Annotated in this window: 17 protein-coding genes; 7 read left to right on the forward strand and 10 right to left on the reverse strand. The window is 63.2% G+C overall.

Translation table 11 applies throughout. From position 1 onward, the window contains the following. The first annotated feature begins 316 nt into the window (after positions 1–316). A complete protein-coding gene (locus tag ACGYLX_RS03935; protein WP_394447432.1) occupies positions 317–3,229 on the forward strand; it encodes a Hint domain-containing protein in 2,913 nt (970 codons plus the stop codon). Between the two features lie 70 nt (positions 3,230–3,299). Here the strand turns inward: ACGYLX_RS03935 and ACGYLX_RS03940 are convergent, their stop codons facing one another. Next, positions 3,300–3,902 (reverse strand): NTP transferase domain-containing protein, encoded by a 603-nt coding sequence (locus tag ACGYLX_RS03940; protein WP_394447434.1) that lies wholly within the window; start codon positions 3,900–3,902, stop codon positions 3,300–3,302. 142 nt (positions 3,903–4,044) lie between these two features. On the opposite strand from ACGYLX_RS03940, the gene ACGYLX_RS03945 reads away from it, so the two are divergent. Beyond that, a complete protein-coding gene (locus ACGYLX_RS03945; protein ID WP_394447436.1) occupies positions 4,045–5,355 on the forward strand; it encodes a DUF2254 domain-containing protein in 1,311 nt (436 codons plus the stop codon). Between the two features lie 6 nt (positions 5,356–5,361). Here the strand turns inward: ACGYLX_RS03945 and ACGYLX_RS03950 are convergent, their stop codons facing one another. After that, positions 5,362–6,669, reverse strand: coding sequence for an HlyC/CorC family transporter (locus ACGYLX_RS03950; protein ID WP_209218910.1), 1,308 nt, complete (start codon positions 6,667–6,669; stop codon positions 5,362–5,364). 88 nt (positions 6,670–6,757) lie between these two features. Between ACGYLX_RS03950 and ACGYLX_RS03955 the strand changes: the two genes are divergently transcribed. Beyond that, positions 6,758–7,588, forward strand: coding sequence for a metallophosphoesterase family protein (locus tag ACGYLX_RS03955; protein WP_394447438.1), 831 nt, complete (start codon positions 6,758–6,760; stop codon positions 7,586–7,588). On the opposite strand, the gene ACGYLX_RS03960 is transcribed toward ACGYLX_RS03955, so the two are convergent. From ACGYLX_RS03960 to ACGYLX_RS03970, 3 genes are read right to left on the reverse strand one after another with little or no spacing between them, the layout of a single operon-like run. After that, positions 7,525–8,505, reverse strand: coding sequence for a site-specific tyrosine recombinase XerD (locus ACGYLX_RS03960; protein ID WP_394408920.1), 981 nt, complete (start codon positions 8,503–8,505; stop codon positions 7,525–7,527). The two genes, ACGYLX_RS03955 and ACGYLX_RS03960, sit on opposite strands and share 64 nt — an antisense overlap. Beyond that, on the reverse strand, positions 8,505–10,151 hold the full coding sequence (locus ACGYLX_RS03965; protein ID WP_394447440.1) for a hypothetical protein: 1,647 nt from the start codon (positions 10,149–10,151) through the stop codon (positions 8,505–8,507). The genes ACGYLX_RS03960 and ACGYLX_RS03965 overlap by 1 nt, the downstream gene beginning before the upstream one ends. 5 nt (positions 10,152–10,156) lie before the next feature. Continuing rightward, on the reverse strand, positions 10,157–10,306 hold the full coding sequence (locus ACGYLX_RS03970) for a hypothetical protein (protein ID WP_007120408.1): 150 nt from the start codon (positions 10,304–10,306) through the stop codon (positions 10,157–10,159). Positions 10,307–10,386: 80 nt separating this feature from the next. On the opposite strand from ACGYLX_RS03970, the gene ACGYLX_RS03975 reads away from it, so the two are divergent. Next, positions 10,387–10,983 carry a shikimate kinase gene (locus tag ACGYLX_RS03975; protein WP_394447441.1) on the forward strand — a complete coding sequence of 199 codons (597 nt, stop codon included), beginning with the start codon at positions 10,387–10,389 and terminating at the stop codon, positions 10,981–10,983. Beyond that, positions 10,976–12,091: a 3-dehydroquinate synthase gene (gene aroB, locus ACGYLX_RS03980; protein ID WP_394447443.1), complete on the forward strand. Its 1,116-nt coding sequence runs from the start codon at positions 10,976–10,978 to the stop codon at positions 12,089–12,091. The genes ACGYLX_RS03975 and aroB overlap by 8 nt, the downstream gene beginning before the upstream one ends. Positions 12,092–12,385: 294 nt before the next feature. On the opposite strand, the gene ACGYLX_RS03985 is transcribed toward aroB, so the two are convergent. Further along, positions 12,386–12,907, reverse strand: coding sequence for a single-stranded DNA-binding protein (locus ACGYLX_RS03985; RefSeq protein ID WP_067261546.1), 522 nt, complete (start codon positions 12,905–12,907; stop codon positions 12,386–12,388). Between the two features lie 280 nt (positions 12,908–13,187). Here ACGYLX_RS03985 and ACGYLX_RS03990 point away from each other — a divergent pair, with 280 nt between their 5' ends. Next, the gene (locus ACGYLX_RS03990) at positions 13,188–13,733 is read left to right on the forward strand and encodes a lytic transglycosylase domain-containing protein (protein ID WP_271689979.1); all 546 of its coding nucleotides are present in this window, start codon (positions 13,188–13,190) and stop codon (positions 13,731–13,733) included. A 180-nt stretch (positions 13,734–13,913) separates the two neighbouring features. Beyond that, positions 13,914–14,441, forward strand: coding sequence for a hypothetical protein (locus ACGYLX_RS03995; RefSeq protein WP_209218906.1), 528 nt, complete (start codon positions 13,914–13,916; stop codon positions 14,439–14,441). Positions 14,442–14,547: 106 nt separating this feature from the next. On the opposite strand, the gene ACGYLX_RS04000 is transcribed toward ACGYLX_RS03995, so the two are convergent. From ACGYLX_RS04000 to ACGYLX_RS04015, 4 genes are all read right to left on the reverse strand, one after another. Continuing rightward, positions 14,548–16,638 (reverse strand): dipeptide ABC transporter ATP-binding protein, encoded by a 2,091-nt coding sequence (locus ACGYLX_RS04000; RefSeq protein ID WP_394447445.1) that lies wholly within the window; start codon positions 16,636–16,638, stop codon positions 14,548–14,550. A gap of 62 nt (positions 16,639–16,700) precedes the next feature. After that, a complete protein-coding gene (locus tag ACGYLX_RS04005) occupies positions 16,701–18,167 on the reverse strand; it encodes an ABC transporter permease (RefSeq protein ID WP_394447447.1) in 1,467 nt (488 codons plus the stop codon). Between the two features lie 12 nt (positions 18,168–18,179). Further along, on the reverse strand, positions 18,180–19,268 hold the full coding sequence (locus ACGYLX_RS04010; RefSeq protein WP_394447449.1) for an ABC transporter permease: 1,089 nt from the start codon (positions 19,266–19,268) through the stop codon (positions 18,180–18,182). A gap of 311 nt (positions 19,269–19,579) precedes the next feature. Beyond that, entirely contained in the window at positions 19,580–20,356 is a 777-nt protein-coding gene (locus ACGYLX_RS04015; RefSeq protein WP_394447451.1) for an AraC family transcriptional regulator, read from the reverse strand. Positions 20,357–20,430 lie beyond the last annotated feature (74 nt).

A 20,430-nucleotide genomic window follows, 5' to 3' on the forward strand; every position in this document is an offset into this window, starting at 1 on the left:
CGCAAGTTTGCGACCGTAAGCACAACATACCGAAGCGCATCGCGCCTCGGCTGTGGGCCATGTTCCGGCTCTTCCCCTTCGTTGCGCAGGATGCGTGCCGCTCGATCTGGATTTCTGCCAGTGGGGCGCGTGTGAACGGAGGGAGAGACGAGATGATACACAAGCGACAGGCCCTGCCACTGGCCTTTTGCGGGGCAAGAAATGCCCGGTTCGACCGCTCTGCCGTTCGGCGCTCCATTCCTCAAATTGAAACAGCATCCACTTCCAAGACGGCCGCGTTGCGCGCCGCGTGCAACACCGCTCAGGAGATTTCACAATGATTAGAACACTTGATTTCAATGCGTTCAGCGCAGGCACCATTATTGACGACGAATATGCGGATCTGGGCGTTACGGTTTCGGCCAGCGGCGGCTCTGGCGATGCGATGATCTTTGACAGCAGCAACCCCACGGGCGGCGACAGCGATCTGGCCTCCGACACGCTTGAGGGGCTGTTGATCGTCTCCGAAGATGGCGACCAAAGCGACCCGGACGACAACGCCGGCGGCGGCAGCTTGTTCTTTGACTTCGATGATATGGTGCGCATGAAGGGCGTGACCTTCAAAGACATCGAAGAGACCGGCGGGGAAGGCACCCGTGTCATCTTTTACGATGACAATGGCGATGTGATCCAAAACCATTATGTGCAGCCCACCGGCGATGGCGGTGAGCGTTTCGTTCAGTTCAACATTGATGGCGTGTCGCGTTTCGAAGTGCGTTTCGAAGGCTCGGGCGCGATCGACAATTTGGTTTTCGACGATGGCCAACCGCAGGGCGGCGGCAATGACGCGCCCGTGGCCGAAGACGATGTGCTTGAGATCGACGAAGACACCTCCGGCACCGTCGACGTGCTGGGCAATGACAGCGACAGCGATGGCGACACGCTGACCGTCACCATGGCAACCTGCCCGGCGGGCCCGGTCGTCATCAATGACGATGGCACGCTGACCTTCACGCCCGACGCGGATTTCAACGGCGACACCACAATCACCTATACCGTGGATGACGGCAATGGCGGCACCGACACCGGTACCGTGAATGTCACCGTGAACCCGGTGAACGACGCCCCCGTCGCCAATGACGACACCGCCGACACCACCGGCACCGATCCGGTCGTGATCCCGGTTCTGGACAATGACACCGATGTCGACGGCGACACCCTGAGCGTGACAGATGCGTCGAGCGATGATGGCACCGTGACCATCAACGACGATGGCACCATCACCTTTGTCGCCAATGACGACTTCACCGGCGATGCGACGATCACCTATACCGTGTCCGACCCCGACGGCCTGACCGACGAAGGCTCGGTGACCGTGACGGTGGGCGACGGCGGTTCGACCCGTGACGGCTATGTCGACGGCACAGCGGGCGCAGACTTGATCGACACCGCCTATACCGGCGACCCCGATGGCGACATGATCGACAATGACGACGCGATCCTGCCCGATGCGGAAGGCGACGACGACTATGTTCGCGCTGGCGACGGTGACGACACAATTCTGGCGGGCGACGGCGATGATATCGTCGAGGCTGGCGCAGGCTCCGACGTGGTCGAGGGCGGTGAGGGTGATGACATGATCACCACCGGCAGCGATGACCTCGCCCCCGATCTGGGCTACCCGGAAAGCGACAGCGACGATCTGGGCTTTGACCCCGACGCCGACCCCGAGAATGACCGCGACTCTGTCGATGGCGGGGCGGGCAATGACACGATCAGCACCGGCGATGACCGCGACACCATCACCGGCGGCACCGGCGATGACGTGATCAACGCTGGCATCGACGACGATATCGTCGACGGCGGTGACGGCGACGACCGGATCGTCGGCGGCGAGGGCAACGACAGCCTGCTCGGCGGCGCTGGCAACGACACGATCTATGCAGGCAACGACCCCGATCTGGGCCTCGATGTGCTCGACATCCCCGACGAAGAGGATGCGTCCAACCCCTTCACCCCCGACCGCAACCCGAACAACGGGATGGATACGGTCGACGGTGGCGCGGGCAATGACGTGATCTATGGCGCCGACGATGCGGACATGCTGCGCGGCGGCTCGGGCGATGACTATATCGACGGCCAGATCGACGATGACGTCATCTCGGGCAACACCGGCGACGACACGCTGCTGGGCGGTCAGGGCGATGACAGCCTGTCGGGCGGTCAGGGCAATGACGAGCTTGACGGTGGCACCGGCGACGACACCCTGCGCGGCAACCGGGACGACGACCTGCTGGTCGGCGGCGAAGGCGATGACCTGCTTGACGGTGGCGGTGAGAATGACACGCTGATGGGCGGCGAAGGCGACGACGAACTGCAAGGCGGTCGGGGTGACGATCTGCTCGACGGTGGCGCAGGCGTCGACGTGATGACCGGCGGTGCCGATCAAGACAGCTTCGTCAACGTCAACGCAGGCGATGATGTCGATGGTGGCAGCGCGGGCGTGGATTACGACACGCTCGACCTGCGCGGCTCTGCCCCCGAGGGTGGCCGTCTGGAGATCACCTATACCTCCGACGATCGCGAAGACGGTTTCGTTGACTACTTCAACCAAGATGGCAGCGATGCCGGGCGTTTGAACTTCGTCGAGATCGAGAATGTGATCCCCTGTTTCACACCGGGGACCAAGATCGCCACGCCGCGCGGCGAGGTTCTGGTCGAGACGCTTGAGGTCGGTGACCGGGTCATCACCCGCGACAACGGCATCCAGACGATCCGCTGGGTCGGCGCGCGTGAGATAACGGGGGCCGAGTTCGAAATGGCCGCGCATCTCAAGCCGGTGCTGATCCGCAAAGGTGCGCTTGGCAACGATCTGCCCGAGCGTGACATGATGGTCAGCCCCAACCACCGCGTCTTGGTCGCCAATGAAAAGACCGCGCTCTACTTCGAAGAGCGTGAGGTGCTCGTCGCGGCGAAACACCTGACCGGGATGGAAGGCATCGACGTGGTCGAGGTTTCGGGCACCAGCTACATCCATGTGATGTTCGACCGTCACGAGGTGATCCTCTCCGACGGGACATGGACCGAGAGCTTCCAGCCCGGTGACATGTCGCTGGCCGGTATCGGTGAAGAGCAGCGTCAGGAAATCTTTGAACTGTTCCCCGAACTGGCGACAAAGAACGGGATCGAAGGCTACACCGCCGCGCGTCGTTCGCTGAAAAAGCACGAGGCCAGCCTGCTGGTGAAGTGATCCGGCAAAAGCCAAGCGTGACAAAGTTTGAAAACGGGGCGGGCGACCGCCCCGTTTTTTCATGCGCGGGCTATTCCTGCTCTGCGCGCCACGCCGCCCAGTCCTCGGGCGTGTCGAGGTCGCGCCTTGCGCGCTGGCCGGGCAGGGGCACAAGCTGCATCCGGTCTGCGGCAGCGCGCACAACCGCGCGGCCCCCGTCATCGCCGCGCAGCTGTTTCAACTGATCGAAAAGCGCGGCGGCAAAGATGATGGGATGCCCGGGCTTGCCGTCCTCCGTGGTCGCGCGCCAGATCAGGGTTTCGCCCGTCAGGTCCACCGCAGCCGCGAGGCGGGCAAGATCGCTGGCCTCAAGCGCGGGCATATCGGCCAGCAGCACCATGGCGGCGGGCGTGTCCAACGGCAGGGCGGCAAAGGCGCGGCGCAGGCTGGCGCCCATGCCCTCTGCGGCCTCGGGAACGGGCAGCGGCGTGATGTCCAACCCGCTAAGCGCCGTGTAGCGCGGGTGCGGCGGGGGCGGCAGGGCGACGGTGACGGGGCCAATGCCCTGCGCCAGCCGTGCCTGACGGCGCAACAAGGGCTCACCGCCGATATCTTCCAACAATTTGTCACGCCCCCGCATCCGAGTGGAGGCACCGGCGGCGAGGAGGATCACGGGCAAAGGGGCTATCGTCATGCCGCCCAACCTACCGGGCACGGGGGGCGAGGATAAGGGCTTTCTTGCCCCCGCGCCGTGGGGCGGCGTTTCGCGCCGGGCCAGAGTGCAGATTCCGTTAAACCGCCGTTGGCAGGGCGCTTTTTCGTGCTACCCTTTCCCCATGAATATCAAAGACCTGATCCCGCACACGCTGTTTCGCAAAGCCCGCGAATATTCTCGCAAACTTTGGGTGCGGGTGGTTTTCATGGGGCTGCTGGCCTTCGTCGCCCTCGGGCTGACCCAGCTTTTTGAGCCCTTGGTGCCCAAGGAAGTCGCCACGAGGTTGACCGGCGAAGCGGCGGATCGTCTGTTGCAGATCATCGCCGATGCGATGCTGGCGGTCACGATCTTTTCGATCACGATCATGGTCACGGTCTACCGGGCCTCCTCGGCGCAATTCACGCCACGGGCGCATCGGCTGATCATTCAGGACCGCACCACGCAGAACACGCTGGCCGTTTTCATCGGGGCCTATGTCTATGCGCTGGTGGCGATCATTATGCGCGAGTTGGGCATCTATGTCGACGAACGCTCCTTTGTGCTGTTCCTGACCACGGTCTTGGTGCTGGCGATCATCGTGATCTTCCTGATCCGCTGGGTGCTGCATCTGCAAAGCTTCGGCAGCCTGATCGACACCACCCGCCAGATCGAGGCGGTGACCACCTCATTGTTCAAGGAACGGCTGAAGACGCCCTGCATGGGCGGCCATCCCCTGACCGGTCCGGTGCCCGATGACGCCCGCCCGATTTTTGCCCCCGAAAGCGGCTATATCCAACATATCTACCCCGAGGCGCTGGACCAGCAGGCGCGGGACCATGGGGTGGCGATCTATCTGCCCCGGCGCATCAGTGATTTCGTCTTTGTCGGAGAGCCTCTGGTGATGGTCACCCGACGGGGCAGCCCGCAGGACGCGGAACATGATTGGGACAGTCTAGAGCAAAAGGTTTTGGAGACCGTGCAACTGGGCGATCTGCGCACCTTTGACCAAGACCCGCGTTTTGGCTTGCGGGTGCTGGGCGAGGTTGCCTCCAAGGCGCTGTCGCCGGGGATCAACGATGGCGGCACGGCGATTGACGTGATCACTCGGATCGGGCGCGTGCTGTCCTATTACTCGGATGAGGCCAAGCCGGGCGGCAAGGTCGCGCTGCCGAACCTACATATCCCGCCCATTCCGGCGGATGCGCTGATCGAAGACGGGTTTGGTGCGCTGGCGCGGGATGGCGCCTCGGTCGTCGATGTGCAGATGGTCTTGCAAGAGGTGCTGACAGGGCTGATGCAGCACCCCGATCCCGGCCTCTCGGCCGCTGCCCGTGACGCGGCAGAGGATCACCTGCGCCGGGCCTTTGAAGAGGTGCCCTTCGGCCCCGACCGCGCGCGCATCTGGTCCGCCGCCTGCAAGGACGTGCAGGCAGCGGTGGAAACCCCGGCCTAAGCCGGATCAGAGGGGGCGGATCTTGAGCTGGGTGATCCGGTTGCCATCCCGCTCGATCACCTCAAAGCGGAAGTTGTGGAAGGAGAAGACCTGCCCCACGGTGGGGATCATCTGCGCCTCATGGATCACCAGCCCGGCCACAGTATTGGCCTCATCATCGGGCAGGGACCAATCGGTCGCGCGGTTGAGGTCACGGATCGTCATCGCGCCTTCCACCATCAGATGCCCGTCGTCCGACTGTTTCAGCGGGTGATCCGCATCGGGGTCAAACTCATCCGTGATCTCGCCCACGATTTCTTCGAGAATGTCTTCAAGCGTGATCAGCCCTTGGAGCGAGCCATATTCGTCCACCACCAGCGCAAAATGCGTGCGGCGGCGCAGGAACTGGCGCATCTGTTCGTCCAGCGTCGAGGTTTCGGGCACGAAATAGGGTTTCATCACCACGTCGGCCACGTTGAACCCGTTAAGCGCTGCGGCATCGCCGTTGGGGCCGCCGATCAGCTTGTACATGGCGCGCAGCAGGTCTTTGGCGTGGATCACGCCGATGATGTTTTCAGGGTCATCGCGAAAGACTGGCAGGCGGGTGTGGTTCGATTGCAGGCATTTCTCCATGATGTCGGTCGGGTCTGAATCCGCGTCGATCATCTCGATCCCCGAGCGGTGCAGCATGACCTCTTCGACCGCGCGTTCGCGCAGGTCGAGCGCGCCCAGAATACGGTCGCGGTCTTCCTTTTCGACGACACCTTCGGAATGGCCCAGTTGCAGCGCCCCGGCGATTTCTTCGCGCACCGCCAGAATGTTGCTGTCGGGGTCGATCTGCACGCCGAAAAGCCGCAGCACGCCGCGCACGAAATAGCGCACCGCCGTCACCACGGGCGAGAAGACAAGCACCACGATGCTAATCGGGCGCGAGACCAGCGCCGCCGCCGTTTCGGCATTGGTGATGGCATAGGTCTTGGGCAGAACCTCCGCAAAGACGAGCACCAGAAGCGTCATCACCAGCGTCGCCAGCGCCACGCCGCTTTCGCCGAAAAGCCGGGTGAAGAGCGCTGTCGCCATGGAGGCGGCAAGGATGTTGACCAAGTTGTTGCCTAACAGGACCGAGCCGATCAGCCGCTCGTTATCCTCGGTGATCTTGAGCGCGCGGATCGCGCCGCTTGCGCCCTTGTCGGCCTGCGCGCGCAGCTTGCCGCGCGAGGCGGCGGTCAGGGCGGTCTCGGAGCCTGAGAAGAAGCCCGAGAGGACAAGGAGGAACAGGATAATTCCGGTGCTGATCCAGAAAGCGGTGTCAAAAAGGGCGGGGCCCGTTTCCATGAGGTCTAAATCCATCCATTATGTGTTGCGAATGTTATGGGCGCAGGGGCTGCGTCATTCAAGGGTTGCAACGGGGCAGGGTGGTGCGATGCAGGCGAAAATCAACTGCGCGGAGCTTGGGGTTTTGGACGGGCCGTTGCTGCTTTTTGGCGGGCCCTATTCCAACCTTCAGGCGGTCGAGGCGCTAGCGGCTTTCGCCGCGGCGCGCGGCATCGACAGGGGGCAGATGATCTGCACCGGCGACATGGTGGCCTATTGCGGCGCGCCGCGCGAATGCGTGGCGGCAATCCGGGCGCTTGGCTGTGTGGTGGTGGCAGGCAATTGCGAGGTGCAACTGGCCAGCGGGGCCGCAGATTGCGGCTGCGGCTTCGCGCCGGGCAGCAGTTGCGACATGCTTTCGGGCGCGTGGTATGCCCATGCGGCAGGCCAGTTGGACGCGGATGCGAAAGACTGGATGGGTCGCCTGCCGGATGTGGCGGTGTTCCAGCATCAAGGCCAGCGCTATGGCGTGATCCACGGCGGGGTGCGCGATGTGGCGCGGTTCATCTGGTCTGAGAGTGCGGCGGCGGTGTTTGACGAAGAATGGCAGGCGCTGGAAGACATCGCAGGCCCCGTCGATCACATCATCGCGGGCCACTCCGGTCTGCCCTTCATCCGCGAGACAGAGCGCGGGCGTTGGATCAACGCAGGCGTGATCGGCATGCCACCCCATGACGGCGGCCAGCAGACGCGGGTGGCGCTGCTCGACGGGGGTGAGGTGGGCTTTCACCGGCTGAGTTACGATGTGGCCGGGGCCGTGGTCGATATGGCCAAGGCAGGCTTGCCGCGGGCCTATGCAGACGCGCTACAGAGCGGTTACTGGCCTTCGGAAGACGTGTTGCCGCCGGAATTGCGGGTGCCGTCCTTGGCGAGGGGGTGACGCTCCAGCACGAGGTCCGACAGCCGCTCTTCCAAGACATGGGTGTAGATCTCGGTCGTGGCGACATCGGCGTGGCCCAGCATGGTCTGGATCGCCCGCAGGTCCGCGCCATTGGCCAGCAGATGCGTGGCAAAGGCATGGCGCAGGGTGTGGGGCGTGACTTTCTCGGGCGGCACGCCGCCTGTGACGGCGAATTCCTTGATCAGCAGATAGAACCGATGCCGCGTCAAATGCCCCGTCGCCCCGCGGGACGGGAAGAGGTGCCGCGCGGGCGGTTTGCCCTTGGCTTGGGCCGCCTCATCCGCCTTGTCGCGCACCACGAGCCATGCCGCCAGCGCGTCGCGCGCGGGCTCTGACAGGGGCACCAGCCGCTCGCGGCCCCCTTTACCTGCGATCAGCAGCAGACGTGGATCGCCCCGCGCGGCGCTGACCGGCAGGCTGACCAATTCACTGACCCGCATGCCGGTGGCATAAAGCAGCTCCATCAGGCAGGTGTTGCGCAGCTGATCGGCCAGCGACCGGCCAGAATTGCGCGCGGCATCGAGCAGCCGGTCGACCTCTTCCTCGGACAGGATCTTGGGCAGGCGTTTGTCCTGCCCCGGTCCGGCGATTTGCACCGCTGGGTTGTCTTCGCGCAGCCCTTCCTCAAAAGCGAAACGGTAAAGCTGCTTGATGGCCGAGAGCCGCCGCGCGCGGGTGGATTTGGCCAGCCCCTGCGCGTCGCAATAGACGAGGTAATCTTCGACCTCACCGCGGCTGGCGGTCAGGAAATCATGGTTGCGCTGCGCCAGAAAGGAATCGAAATCCTTCAGGTCGCGGCCATAGGCCAACTGCGTGTTGGTGGCGGCACCCTGTTCGGCGGCGGCGGCCTCCAGAAAGCTGGAGATCCAATGGAAGGTCGGGGTCTGGGACATCATCATTGCTGGAGCAATACAATCTGCAAAGCGGCACGTCGGGCGGTGTCTTCCAATCCGAGGGCGCGCAGGGTGGCTAGGGCGTCGCGAAGCGCCGATGTGTCACCACTCGCCCCGTCATGCAAGAGCGACAGTAGGCGCAAAATCGCCATGCCCAATTCCTTGTCCCGCGCCAGCGCCATCAGGTCGGCGCGGGGGGTGGGATTGGCGAAAGCGTCATGCACCGCGGCGGCCAATGGCGCATCGGGCGCGGGGCCGTTGGGCGTGTCGCCCACGGCCACGGCGCGCAGCAATTCGTCCTCGGGGGACTTGCCGATCACCCGCGCCGCGGCGGCCTCATACTCAGGCGACAGCAGCGCCACATCCCGCGCCAGACGCGCGGCATGGCCCGCCAGCGGAATGGTCGAGAGCGGTTCGGCAAAGAGCGCGGCAAAGGCCACTTCGAGAGAGGCTTCCCGCATCGCCTCCCACGCCGGCGGCAGGGTCTTGGCCACCGCCTCGGCGCTGCCGGTGCGCAGAGCCGTTTCAAACCTTTGCAGCGCCGCAACCCGGTCCCAGACCCCGCCAGAGGCGGCGGGCTGCCTATCGGTGTAAAGCCCCAGCAGCAGGTTATCGGGCAGGGCGCCCGCGCGGGTCAACCGCTCGGCAGCTTCAAGCTGGGCCTTCCAACCGGCGATGTCACGCAGATCGGCCACCGCATAGGCGCGGGGCAGAATGTTGGAAGGCAGCGGCTCGCCAATGGTTTCGAATAGACGGAAGGTCATCGGGTCCATCTGACGCGGCACGCGCAGCGGCTCGGCCCCCTCGTAGAAATCCGGGTTGAGGAAACGGTCGAAGAGTTCAAGCTGTGTCTCTGGCAGCAGGCCAAGCGCTTGGGCCGAGCCAAAGGTCAGGGCCGCGTTCTCCCAATTGCCAGCGCGGGCGTTGCAGAAAATCCGGGTGCCATAGTCGCGGGTCAGATGCGGCGATTTCACCAACCGCTCGCAGACGCGATGCTCGGTCCCGGTAAGCAGGGAAAGCTGCATCCACAGGTCGAAATGCGCGGTCGAGGTGGTTACCCCAGCCTGTTCGATCAGCGACAGCGCCGGGTCGAGGGCGCCAAGCTCCATCAGCTTTTCGCCCCGCGCCAGCGCCAAAAGATCGCCGTTGCGCGCCTCGCCCTGCGGGGCCTGCGCCTCGGCCAGAAGCACGGTGTAGAGCAGCGCCTGCGCGGCGGGCAGATGCAGGTCGGGCAGGTCGTGGATACGGTCGATCAGCGCGCTGGTGTCGCTGCCCAGCCAGATGTCCCCGCGCAGCCCGGTGACAGAGCTGGGCACCAGCCCGATGCGGCGCGGCGCGCCATCGCCCAGGGGCGTGACTTGCACGGCAGGCGGCAGGGCGCTGTCGGCCACGGGCGGTTCCGGCACCCGGCCCGGATTGGGCGGGCGTTTGGGCCGGTTTTCGGGCGGCGATTGCGCGCCCAGCCAGTCGATCACCGAAAGCGGCTGATCATTGGCCGCGGGGGGCTGTTCTTGCTGCTGAGCCGCCTGTCGCGATTCGCGGCCCAGATTGCGGTCTTCTTCGGATTCGGCCAGCAGGGCCGTGGCGCTGACCGAGCAGATCAATGCAGCACAAAGGGCCCGTTTGCCTCTGGACAGGGCGTTTATCACGCCGCTCAATCCGCTGTCAGCGTGACAGGCTGGCGCGTCTCAATCTGTTCGGGCGAAAAATCCACGCCAAAGAAAGGCCCGACATAGGCATAGCCCACAAGACCGATGAAGCCGACAATCAATAGAAATATCAAAAGCTTGAAAAGTTTACCCATGATTTATGCCTGCCCGGAATTCTGCTATTTTGCCAAACTATATATGGCCTTTTCGGCAAGATCACGTCATTCAGAGAAAAATGAGCGGAATTAAGCACAGCATGGCCAATGGCGAAGAAACGCCGCCCCGCTACCGTCTGAACAAGACGGTGGCGCTGGTTGGCATGATGGGGGCGGGCAAGACGGCGGTGGGGCGTGCGGTCTCGGCCAAACTGGGCGCGCCTTTTCTGGACAGCGATGCGGAGATCGAAGCAGCGGCCAATCTCAGCGTGCCTGAGATTTTCACCCGCGACGGGGAGCCGTTCTTTCGCAAGCGGGAGACCGAGGTGATCGCGCGGCTTTTGGCCGAGGAGCGCTGCATCCTGTCGACCGGCGGCGGCGCCTTTCTAGCCGAGGTGAACCGCGACAATATCGCGGCTTCCGGTGTGGCGCTTTGGTTGGATGCGGATTTGGACCTGCTGTGGAACCGGGTGCGCTACAAAGACAGCCGTCCGCTGCTACGCACGGCTGATCCCAAGGCCACGCTGGCCGCGCTTTATCGCGACCGGGTGCCGCTTTACCGGTTGGCGGATCTTTCGGTGCGCTGCGACCCGCGCCTTTCGATTGACGCCATGGCCAACCGGGTGATCGACAAGCTGCTGACAAGACCCGATGTTTTGGAGAGATTGGATGCGTGAGACGGTTTCCGTCGCCCTGCCGGGGCGGGAGTATGACGTGGTTATCGGGCCGGGCTTGCTCGGGGATGCCGGCGCGCTGATCGCGCCGCTGCTGCGCCGCAAGCGGGTGGCCGTCATCACCGAAAGCCGCGTCGCCGCATTGCACTTAAACGCGCTACGGGAGGGATTGGCGGCCGAGGGCATCGCGATGTCGGCGCTGGAACTCGCCCCCGGAGAGGGGACCAAGGATTGGGCCAATCTTCAGCGCTGCGTGGACTGGCTGCTTGATGAGCAGGTGGAGCGCGGCGATATCGTCGTGGCCTTTGGCGGTGGGGTGATCGGTGATCTGGTGGGCTTTGCTGCCGCCGTGCTGCGGCGCGGGGTGCGTTTTGTGCAGATCCCCACCTCTCTTTTGGCGCAGGTCGACAGTTCGGTGGGCGGCAAGACCGGGATCAACGCGCGCCAAGGCAAGAACCTGATCGGGGCCTTCCACCAGCCCAGCCTCGTGCTGGCGGATACCGAGGTGTTGGGCACCATGCCCAAGCGGGATTTCCTCGCCGGTTATGGCGAGGTGGTAAAGTACGGGCTGCTTGGCGATGCCGCGTTCTTTGATTGGCTGGAGGCGCAGGGCCCAGCCCTTGCGGCGGGCGATATGGCCGCCCGGATCGAAGCGGTGCGGCGGTCGGTTCAGATGAAAGCCGATATTGTGGAGCGCGACGAGACCGAACAGGGCGACCGTGCGCTTTTGAACCTTGGCCATACATTCGGCCATGCGCTTGAGGCCGCGACGGGCTATTCCGACCGGCTGCTGCATGGCGAAGGGGTGGCGATTGGCTGTGCGCTGGCGTTTGAGCTTTCCGCGCGGCTGGGGCTTTGCCCGCAGGAAGACCCGAGCCGTCTGCGCGCCCATTTGGTGCAGATGGGCATGAAGACCGACCTGCGCGACATTCCCGGCGATCTGCCCGAAGCCGAGGAACTGCTGCGGCTGATGGGGCAAGACAAGAAGGTGGTCGATGGCCGATTGCGCTTTGTTCTGGCGCGGGGCATCGGGCAGGCCTTTGCGGGGGCCGAGGTAGAGAACGAGCAGGTGCTGGCGTTGTTGCTGGATGCATTGAGCGCACGGCAGTAACCCGCGGCGGGTGGGGCCCGGCGGTTTAACTTAATTCTCTAAGCTATTGTAGAGCCGTATAAAAAGGGCGGCGCCGCCAAATCGGATGTTTGAGACAGGCGTCACCCTGCATGTCTTGACGTCTTGACATGGCGCCCGCGCGGGGCGCCTCTGATCCTGTTGCCGAACGGTTGATTGCCCGGCGGGTATCGCGATGGGGAAAGGTCTAAAGCGGCGCGGTTAAGGGTTTCTCATAGCCGCGTTCGCAAAGGTTGGGCAGGGCGCAACAGCGCCCCGCCCCAAGCCGCATAGGGTTTAGAACGGGATCTCGTCGTCCAGATCACGGCTGCCGCCGCCGCCACCGCCGCCCGAAGAGGACGGGCCGCTGTCATAGCCGCCGCCGTAGTCGTTGCCGCCACCGCCGTAGCCGCCACCGCCGCCACCACCGTAGCCGCCGCCACCACCGCCGCCGCCGGAGCCGCCGCCGGGACCGTCGAGCATGGTCAGCGTGCCGCCGAAGCCTTGCAGCACGACTTCGGTGCTATAGCGGTCTGCGCCCGATTGGTCCTGCCATTTGCGGGTCTGCAACTGGCCCTCGATATACACTTTGGAGCCCTTCTTGAGGTATTGCTCGGCCACGCGGACGAGCCCTTCTTGAAAGATCGCCACCGAATGCCATTCGGTCTTCTCGCGGCGCTCACCGGTGTTGCGGTCTTTCCATGTCTCCGAGGTGGCAATGCGCAGGTTGCACACTTTGCCGCCGTTCTGGAACGACCGCACCTCGGGGTCGCGCCCGAGGTTGCCGATAAGGATCACTTTGTTCACTGAGCCGGCCATCTTGCCCCCTCGTTTGTCATTGCTGTGTCATTGCGTCGGGCGCGAATCCGAGCGCGCCCAATTCGGCCGTTTATATCGTGCTTGTTCGCCGGATGACACCGGCTTTCCATCCCGCCGCCCATCGCCACGGCCCGCAAAATGGCCGGGATTTCGGGGGCTGGTAGAAGGGGCGCATTTAAGTATACTGCGCGCAATGCAACGGCAGGGGGCAGATATGCGAAAGACGGGACTTTTGGCCGGTCTGGCGGCGGTGAGTTTGACGGCAGCCGGGATCATCGCGATGGGGGCAGCACCAGCGGCTGCCGATATGTTCGCCAGCAAGAACCGCGCGGGGCTCTTTGCCTCGCAGAAAAGCATCCTCGATAATCGGGCATCCAAACAATATTCCGCCTCCGTGCGGCTGCAACCGCCCAAGGTCGTCACCCCGACGAAATGGGATGTGCCGAAATACAACGGGTCTTACAAAGGGGCCTTTCTGACCCATGCCCGCGCCGCGGCCACGCGCCACGGCATCCCGGTCGATCTGTTTTTGCGGTTGGTGCAGCAGGAAAGCGGGTGGAACCCCAAGGCGCTGTCGCACAAGGGGGCGATGGGGCTGGCGCAGTTGATGCCGCAGACCGCGCGGGCGCTGCGTGTCGATCCCGCCGATCCGGTGCAAAACCTCGAAGGCGGGGCGCGTTACCTCAAGATGCAGTACCGCGCTTTCGGCAGTTGGGAGCTGGCGCTGGCCGCCTATAACGCGGGGCCGGGGGCGGTGAAGAAATACGGGGGCATCCCGCCCTACAAGGAAACCCGCAATTACGTTAAAGTGATCACGGGCAGTTAAGTTATTGATATTTATGGGATGGGCGCTGCGCTTGGGCGTTTGTCCGCCTATTTGCACCCCCGTAAGCCCCTTTGGCATCGGCCCCCTCGGGAACCGCCGGGGCAATCGTGGTGTTCTCTGATCAGAAACTTTGCAGCGGGGCATTCTCGCCGCAGAGAGGAAAGATCAAAGGAGAACGACATGCTGACGAATATGAAAAACATCGCCCTTGCCGCTGGTGTAAGCGTTATCGCGCTGAGCGGCTCTGCCTTCGCCGATGACAAGATCATGGTCTCGAAAATCGACGTCGAATCCTCTGTCGCCGCCGCGGCTGACAGCAATGCCATGGATTTCTATCCTGATCTGGAAGAAGACCTGCGCGCCGAAGTGGCAGAGCGCGTGCCGATGAGCAGCGATGGCTCCGATCCGCAGATCAAGATCGACATCCGCAAAATCTCTCTGAACGGCGCGACCATGCTGCCCGACAGTAAGGAATTCAACGAGTTGGAAGGCGTTGTTGATATTACAAGCCCCACCGGTGACAACGCGGGCCTGAGCTTCCCGGTGATGATTTCGGCCTATAGCGGCGATGAGATCGCGCCCGAAGGCTATGTCAACGTGCAGCCGTCCGAGACTGAGTTCTATGTGGCGCTCGTCTCGACCTTCGCGGATGTTGTGGCTGAAGGTCTGGCCAATGTGAACACTGCCGGTTCGCCTGTTGATCCCTAAATCCGGGTTTGATTTGGCCATGCTGGCCGGATCGTCATAACCTCAGGCCGTTCCCCCTTAGATAGCCTGAGGCATGAGGCGTGGTTCTTCGGAACCGCGCCTTTTTTCATTCCGCCGCCGTGCCTGTCTCAATCACCGGTTCCATTTCAGCGAATTGCTGGGCCGAGAGGTGGCATTTAATCTGATGCCCATCGGCCATGGTCACCATCGGCGGCACCTCGCGTTCGCACAGATCGCCGGGCACCTGCGACTTCCACCGGCAGCGCGTCTGGAAGGGGCAGCCCGGGGGCGGGTTCATTGCTGAAGGCACGTCGCCTTCCAGCACGATGTGTTTCTTTTTCACCTTGGTATCGGCAATCGGCACCGCGCTCAGCAGCGCTTCGGTATAGGGGTGATAGGGCGGGGCGAAGACCTGATCGGTGTCGCCCAGTTCAACCACATGGCCCAGATACATCACCATCACCCGGTCCGAGAGATAGCGCACGATAGAAAGGTCGTGGGAGATGAACAAAAGCGTCGTCTTCTGCTCGCGTTGGATCTCCATCAGCAGGTCGGTGACGGCGGCCTGCACGCTCACGTCGAGGGCCGAGACCGGCTCATCCGCCACCACGATCCGCGCGTCTCCGGCAAAGGCGCGGGCGATGCCGACGCGCTGTTTCTGCCCGCCCGACAATTGGCGCGGCATGCGGCCTGCGAATTCACGGGGCAGTTTCACCAGATCGAGCAGTTCAAGCATGCGCTGGCGGCGCTCTTTCTCGTTCTTGCCGATTCGGAAGATTTCGAGCGCGCGGATGATCTGCCGCCCCACGGTCATCGAGGGGTTCAGCGTGTCGAAAGGGTTCTGGAACACCATCTGTACATCGGCGACATTCTTGGTGGTGCGGTCATCGATCGGCACGCCGCCGATGTCTTTGCCATCAAGGTAGATGTGCCCCTCGGTCGCTGTTTCCAGCCCCATGAGCACCTTGGCGAATGTCGATTTACCGCAGCCCGACTCACCGACGATGGCGAGCGTTTCACTCTCATGGGCCTCGAAACTCAAGGTTTCATTGGCTTTGACCACTTTGGTATTGCCGCCGCCGAACATGGCATTGGCGGCGACCTGATAGTATTTCTTGAGCTTGTCCATCTTGAGGACGACCTCACCCACGTCGCCCTTTTCTTTGACCTCCGCCAGTTCCAAGGGCGCTTGCCAGTCGATCTCCTGAAACCGGATGCAGCGGGTTTCATGCCGGTCGTTGCCGGGCACGCTCTCCATCGGGATCGGCGCGGCGTCGCAGCGGCCGGGGACGAAATAGTCGCAGCGCGGGCCGAAGTTGCAGCCCGTCGGGCGCTCATGGGGCAGGGGGAAATTGCCCGGGATGGCCTTGAGGGGCCGCGCGTTTTTGTCCGCCCCCGGCAGCGGGATCGAGCGGAACAGCGCCTGCGTATAGGGGTGTTGCATCTCGTCAAAGACATCCTCGATCGAGCCTTTCTCGACCGCCTCGCCCGAGTACATCACGCAGATCCGGTCGCAGGTTTCCAGCACCAGCCCGAGGTTGTGCGAGATGAACAGCATCGAGGTGCCGTATTTCTTGCCCAGATCCTTCACCAGCTCCACCACCGCGGCCTCGACGGTCACGTCGAGCGCGGTTGTTGGCTCGTCGAGGATCAAGAGCGAGGGTTCGGACATCAGCGCCATGGCGATGACGATACGCTGCTGCTGCCCGCCCGAAAGCTGGTGCGGATAGGCCTTCAGAATGCGCTCGGGGTCCGGCAGTTTCACGTCCGTGACCACTTGCAAGGCGCGTGCATAGGCTTCCTTCTCGGACATGCCGGCGTGGATCATCGGCACTTCCATCAACTGCTTGCCGATCCGCATGGCGGGGTTCAGGCTCGCCATCGGTTCTTGGTAGATCATCGCGATTTCGCTGCCGCGTATGTCGCGTAGCTCTTCCGTGCTCATCTCGCTCAGGTCGCGGCCTTTGAATTTGATCGAGCCGCCGACGATCCGGCCATTGCGACCCAGATCCTGCATCACGCCCAGCGCCACGGTGGATTTGCCGCAGCCGCTTTCGCCGACCAGCCCCACGGCCTCCCCCGGTTGGACGTTGACAGAGAAATCCATCACGGCGGGAATCTCTCGCAGACGGGTGAAGAAGGAGATCGACAGGTTGTTGATCTCTAGAATGGGACCGTCGTAATCAGTCTTTGGCATTTGGCTCTCCCAGTCGGGGGATCAAAAGGGGCCGGGAGGGCTGGCCCCCCGGAGGATGTTTTTTAGTCGCGCAGAGATTCTTCGCGCAGGCCATCGGCCAAGAGGTTCAGACCCAGCACGAGGCTCAGCAGCGCCAGTGCAGGCGCGATGGCGGCATGCGGGTAGAGCGACAGCAGGCGGCGGCCCGCGTTGATCGTGCTGCCCCAATCGGGGCTCTCGCTCTCCAGCCCGAGGCCGAAGAAGCCCAGCGTGCCCAGAAGGATCGTGGTATAACCGATGCGCAGGCAGAAATCGACGATCAGCGGCCCGCGCGCATTGGGCAGGATTTCCCACAGCATGATATACCACGGGCCTTCGCCACGGGTCTGGGCGGCGGCGACGTAGTCGCGGGTTTTGATGTCGAGGGCCAAGCCGCGCACGATGCGGAACACCGTGGGCGAGTTCACGAAGACCACCGAGACGAAGACCACCAGCACGCCGGGGTCGATGTCGAAGAGGTCGATCATGCTGGGAAGGCCGGGGATGCGGTAGCTGTCCGTCGCCACGATCGCCCCGTCGGTGGAGACCAGCGACAGGTAGAGCCAGCCGACCACCCCAAGCACCACGATCAGAAGCGGCGTGCGGAACGAAGGTTGCGTGTAGTAGCGCGCGTTCAACAGCACGGCGAGGAAGATCAGCGGGAAGATAAATAGGAAGACCGCCATGTAGTTCGGGATGCCGGTCAGCACGATCTCGGGCGTGACCAGCAGGTAGAAGAGCAGGATCACCGGGAAGGCGAGGATCAGGTTCGCCAGAAAGCTCAGCACCGTATCCAACCGCCCGCCATAGTATCCCGCAGGCAGGCCCAGCGTGATCCCCACCATAAAGGCAAAAAGCGTCGCCATCGGCGCGATCTGCACCACGACCCAAGACCCTTTGATCAGCCGCGAGAAGACATCGCGGGCAAGGTTGTCACCGCCCAGAAGGAACCAAGGGTATTTGCCTTCATCCGGGCTGCGCAGGGGCGTGCCGGGCAGTTTGTTCTTCATCCCCGAGGTCTGGCTGAGGCTGTCATGCGTCACCAACAGGTCGAACAGCCCGCCGAAGATGCCGGTGTAGACCCAGAACATGACGATAGCGAAACCGATCATGCCGACGGTGCTTTCAAACAGCTTGCCGTAAAGGCCGAGCCGCCGCTTGAAGTGGAGGGAGAGCGCAAAGGTCAGGATCAGCGCGATCCACACGGGCAGCATCTGCTGCGACATGCCGCCGATGATGCCCGCTTGCGGCCCCATGAAGGCGCCTGCGATGATATAGATCAACAGCACGAGGATCAGCAGTGCAAAGAGCAGGATCACCGCACGGTTCACCCCGCCCGCCAGCCCGCCTTGCCGGGCGACGGTGCCGTCCGGGTTGATCTGGCGTGCCTCACTGGCGGGAAAGAAGGAAACGACGATCTGCACCGCCACGGCCAAGGCCAGAAGCACCGCGAGACCGAGGAAGATGATGTTGAGCCCCGCAAGCGACCCGGTCCATGTCAAAGGTTCCATGTCCAAGCTCCGTTAAGAAATGCGAATGCGCGGGTTGAGGAAAACATAGCCGATGTCCGAGATCAGCTGCGTCACGAGGACGACGATCACCGACACGACCGAGACCGCCAGCAGCAGTTCGATGTCGTTATTGGCCGCCGCCTGCACCAGCAGCCAGCCGAAGCCCTTGTAGTTAAACAGGGTCTCGACGATCACCACGCCGTTCAAGAGCCACGGGATTTGCAGCATGATCACGGTGAAGGGCGCAATGAGTGCGTTGCGCAGTGCGTGTTTCAGCACGATCTCTGAGAATTTCACCCCCTTGAGCCTTGCGGTGCGGATATATTGCGCGGTCATCACCTCGGTCATCGAGGCCCGTGTCATCCGCGCGATATAGCCCATGCCGTAGAGCGAGATGGTCAGCACCGGCAGGAAGAAGTTCCAGAAGTTCGCATCCTTCATGGCAGAGGTGGCCGAGCCCAGAAACAGTGTCTTGCTGTCGATCCAGCCCCATTCGGCCAGCAGCGGCGATAGGCCAAAGCGCGAGGAGGCCAGCACCGCGATGAAGATCACGCCCGAGACATATTCAGGCGTCGCCGTGGTGGCGATCGAGAAGGTGGAGAGCGAGCGGTCGAGCTTGGAGCCTTCGCGCATCCCCGCCAGCACGCCGACGATCAGCGCCGAGGGGACCATCAGCACCAGCACCCAGAACATCAGCTTGCCGGTAAGTGCCAGACGGGTGAGCACCGTCTCGCCCACGGGTTCTTTGAAGACGGTCGAGAAACCCCAATCGCCTTGCAGGATGCCGCAGCGGGTGGGGCGCTCTTCCACCGGGGTGCCGGGGGCGAAACAGCGGCCAAAGGTTTCCTCGGGCGTGTCGCCTTCAGTGACCCAGCCGGGTAGCACGCCCAGCCATTCGCCGAACTTGTCGACCGTGGGCTGCAGGTAGCCGCGGTCTTCGAGGTAGCTGGCCACGGCCTCGTCCGACATGCGGAAGTTGCCTTGGGTCTTGGCCAGCTTTTCGAGGTTCGGATAGAGATTGGTCAGCCAGAATACGATGAACGTCAGGCAGAGCGCCGTCAGCAACATCACACCCAGCCGGCGCAAAATGAATAGTCCCATGTGGTCCCCTGTAGCAGGGTCGGGCGGTGACTTGGCCCGACGATGCGGCCTTTTTGGCCTTTTTAATTCGTGCGGCGCCTTGGGGGCGCCGGTTCTGTTCGCGGCAGGTTTTCTCTGCCTTGTTGCGCTGGGGTGCCGAAGACCTTTTGGCGGTCTTTCTGGCAGCCTGCGCTTGTTCATTGCCCCGCCCCTGTGCGGAGCGGTTCAGCCATGAGGCACGGAAATCACCCGCGCGTCAACATTCGGCTGAGGAGTTTGGAGGAGTTTTTGCGACATGCTGAGGGTCTGAAAACGACATTTCGGCCCGGTTCTCAGCGCAGTTTGCTGGGGGGCAGGCCGCTGTGCTGTTGCATGAAACGGGTGAAATAGGCGGCAGAGCCGAAGCCCAAGGTGGCGGCGATCTCGGCAGCGGTGTGATCGGTCTCGGCCAGCAGGCGACGGGCGGCATGGCAACTGCGCTCGGTCAGAAGGTCAGCCGCGGATTTGCCGGTGGCCGCCTTCACGGCGCGGGTCAGATGGGTTGGGGTCACGCCGAGAGCTGCGGCGTGTTCGGCCATGCTGGTGCCCTTGGGGGCGCCTTGAGTGACCAAGGCGCAGAACCGCGCGCTGAGCCTGTCGCCTGCCTTGGGCCGGGGGGCGGTATGGGCCTCCGCCATGATCTGGCGGCGCAGCCAGACCGACATCAGCGCCACCTGCGCTTTGAGCGCATCTTGGTGCAGGGGGCGGGCCTGTTGGACCTCCCGTTGGGTCTGTTCGATGAGGGTTGCGATCTCCGATTGCGCGGCCCCATCGCGGATCCGCAATTGGCGAGGGCTCTCGGGCATGCGTTCGTCGCTGTCTTCGGGGATCAGCACCGCATGGCCCAGACATTGATAGCCTAGCTCCAGCGCGAAGAGCGACCGCGCCGGTATCCAAAGCGCGTTATGCGGGCTGATGCCGCGGCGTTGGCCATCGAGCAGTAGCCGCCCTTGGCCCCGGGTGATCCAGATCAAAAGATGGTGGTCGCGGTCGTGCGCGAGGGTCAGCCGCCAGTCTTGCCCCGCTGAAAGCTGGGCTAGGGACTGGGTCTGAATCTCTGTCTCGGGCACACGACGCTTTCGTTGAGAAATGGAAACCTTACAAGGGCAATCTTCAACGTCAGGCTAGCGGCGGGTTGGGATAA

The organism is Sulfitobacter sp. 1A13496 (assembly GCF_043557225.1).
Taxonomy (GTDB): domain Bacteria; phylum Pseudomonadota; class Alphaproteobacteria; order Rhodobacterales; family Rhodobacteraceae; genus Sulfitobacter; species Sulfitobacter faviae.

What these genes read in the sequence shown, in the direction of transcription:
- ACGYLX_RS03950 (WP_209218910.1), bottom strand. Translation starts at nt 6,669, where the DNA reads ATGGAAACGGGCCCCGCCCTTTTTGACACCGCTTTCTGGATCAGCACC.
- ACGYLX_RS03955 (WP_394447438.1), top strand. Translation starts at nt 6,758, where the DNA reads ATGCAGGCGAAAATCAACTGCGCGGAGCTTGGGGTTTTGGACGGGCCG.
- ACGYLX_RS03985 (WP_067261546.1), bottom strand. Translation starts at nt 12,907, where the DNA reads ATGGCCGGCTCAGTGAACAAAGTGATCCTTATCGGCAACCTCGGGCGC.
- ACGYLX_RS04005 (WP_394447447.1), bottom strand. Translation starts at nt 18,167, where the DNA reads ATGGAACCTTTGACATGGACCGGGTCGCTTGCGGGGCTCAACATCATC.
- ACGYLX_RS03995 (WP_209218906.1), top strand. Translation starts at nt 13,914, where the DNA reads ATGCTGACGAATATGAAAAACATCGCCCTTGCCGCTGGTGTAAGCGTT.
- ACGYLX_RS03970 (WP_007120408.1), bottom strand. Translation starts at nt 10,306, where the DNA reads ATGGGTAAACTTTTCAAGCTTTTGATATTTCTATTGATTGTCGGCTTC.
- ACGYLX_RS03960 (WP_394408920.1), bottom strand. Translation starts at nt 8,505, where the DNA reads ATGATGTCCCAGACCCCGACCTTCCATTGGATCTCCAGCTTTCTGGAG.
- ACGYLX_RS03940 (WP_394447434.1), bottom strand. Translation starts at nt 3,902, where the DNA reads ATGACGATAGCCCCTTTGCCCGTGATCCTCCTCGCCGCCGGTGCCTCC.
- ACGYLX_RS03975 (WP_394447441.1), top strand. Translation starts at nt 10,387, where the DNA reads ATGAGCGGAATTAAGCACAGCATGGCCAATGGCGAAGAAACGCCGCCC.
- ACGYLX_RS03990 (WP_271689979.1), top strand. Translation starts at nt 13,188, where the DNA reads ATGGGGGCAGCACCAGCGGCTGCCGATATGTTCGCCAGCAAGAACCGC.
- ACGYLX_RS03945 (WP_394447436.1), top strand. Translation starts at nt 4,045, where the DNA reads ATGAATATCAAAGACCTGATCCCGCACACGCTGTTTCGCAAAGCCCGC.
- ACGYLX_RS04010 (WP_394447449.1), bottom strand. Translation starts at nt 19,268, where the DNA reads ATGGGACTATTCATTTTGCGCCGGCTGGGTGTGATGTTGCTGACGGCG.
- aroB (WP_394447443.1), top strand. Translation starts at nt 10,976, where the DNA reads ATGCGTGAGACGGTTTCCGTCGCCCTGCCGGGGCGGGAGTATGACGTG.
- ACGYLX_RS04000 (WP_394447445.1), bottom strand. Translation starts at nt 16,638, where the DNA reads ATGCCAAAGACTGATTACGACGGTCCCATTCTAGAGATCAACAACCTG.
- ACGYLX_RS03935 (WP_394447432.1), top strand. Translation starts at nt 317, where the DNA reads ATGATTAGAACACTTGATTTCAATGCGTTCAGCGCAGGCACCATTATT.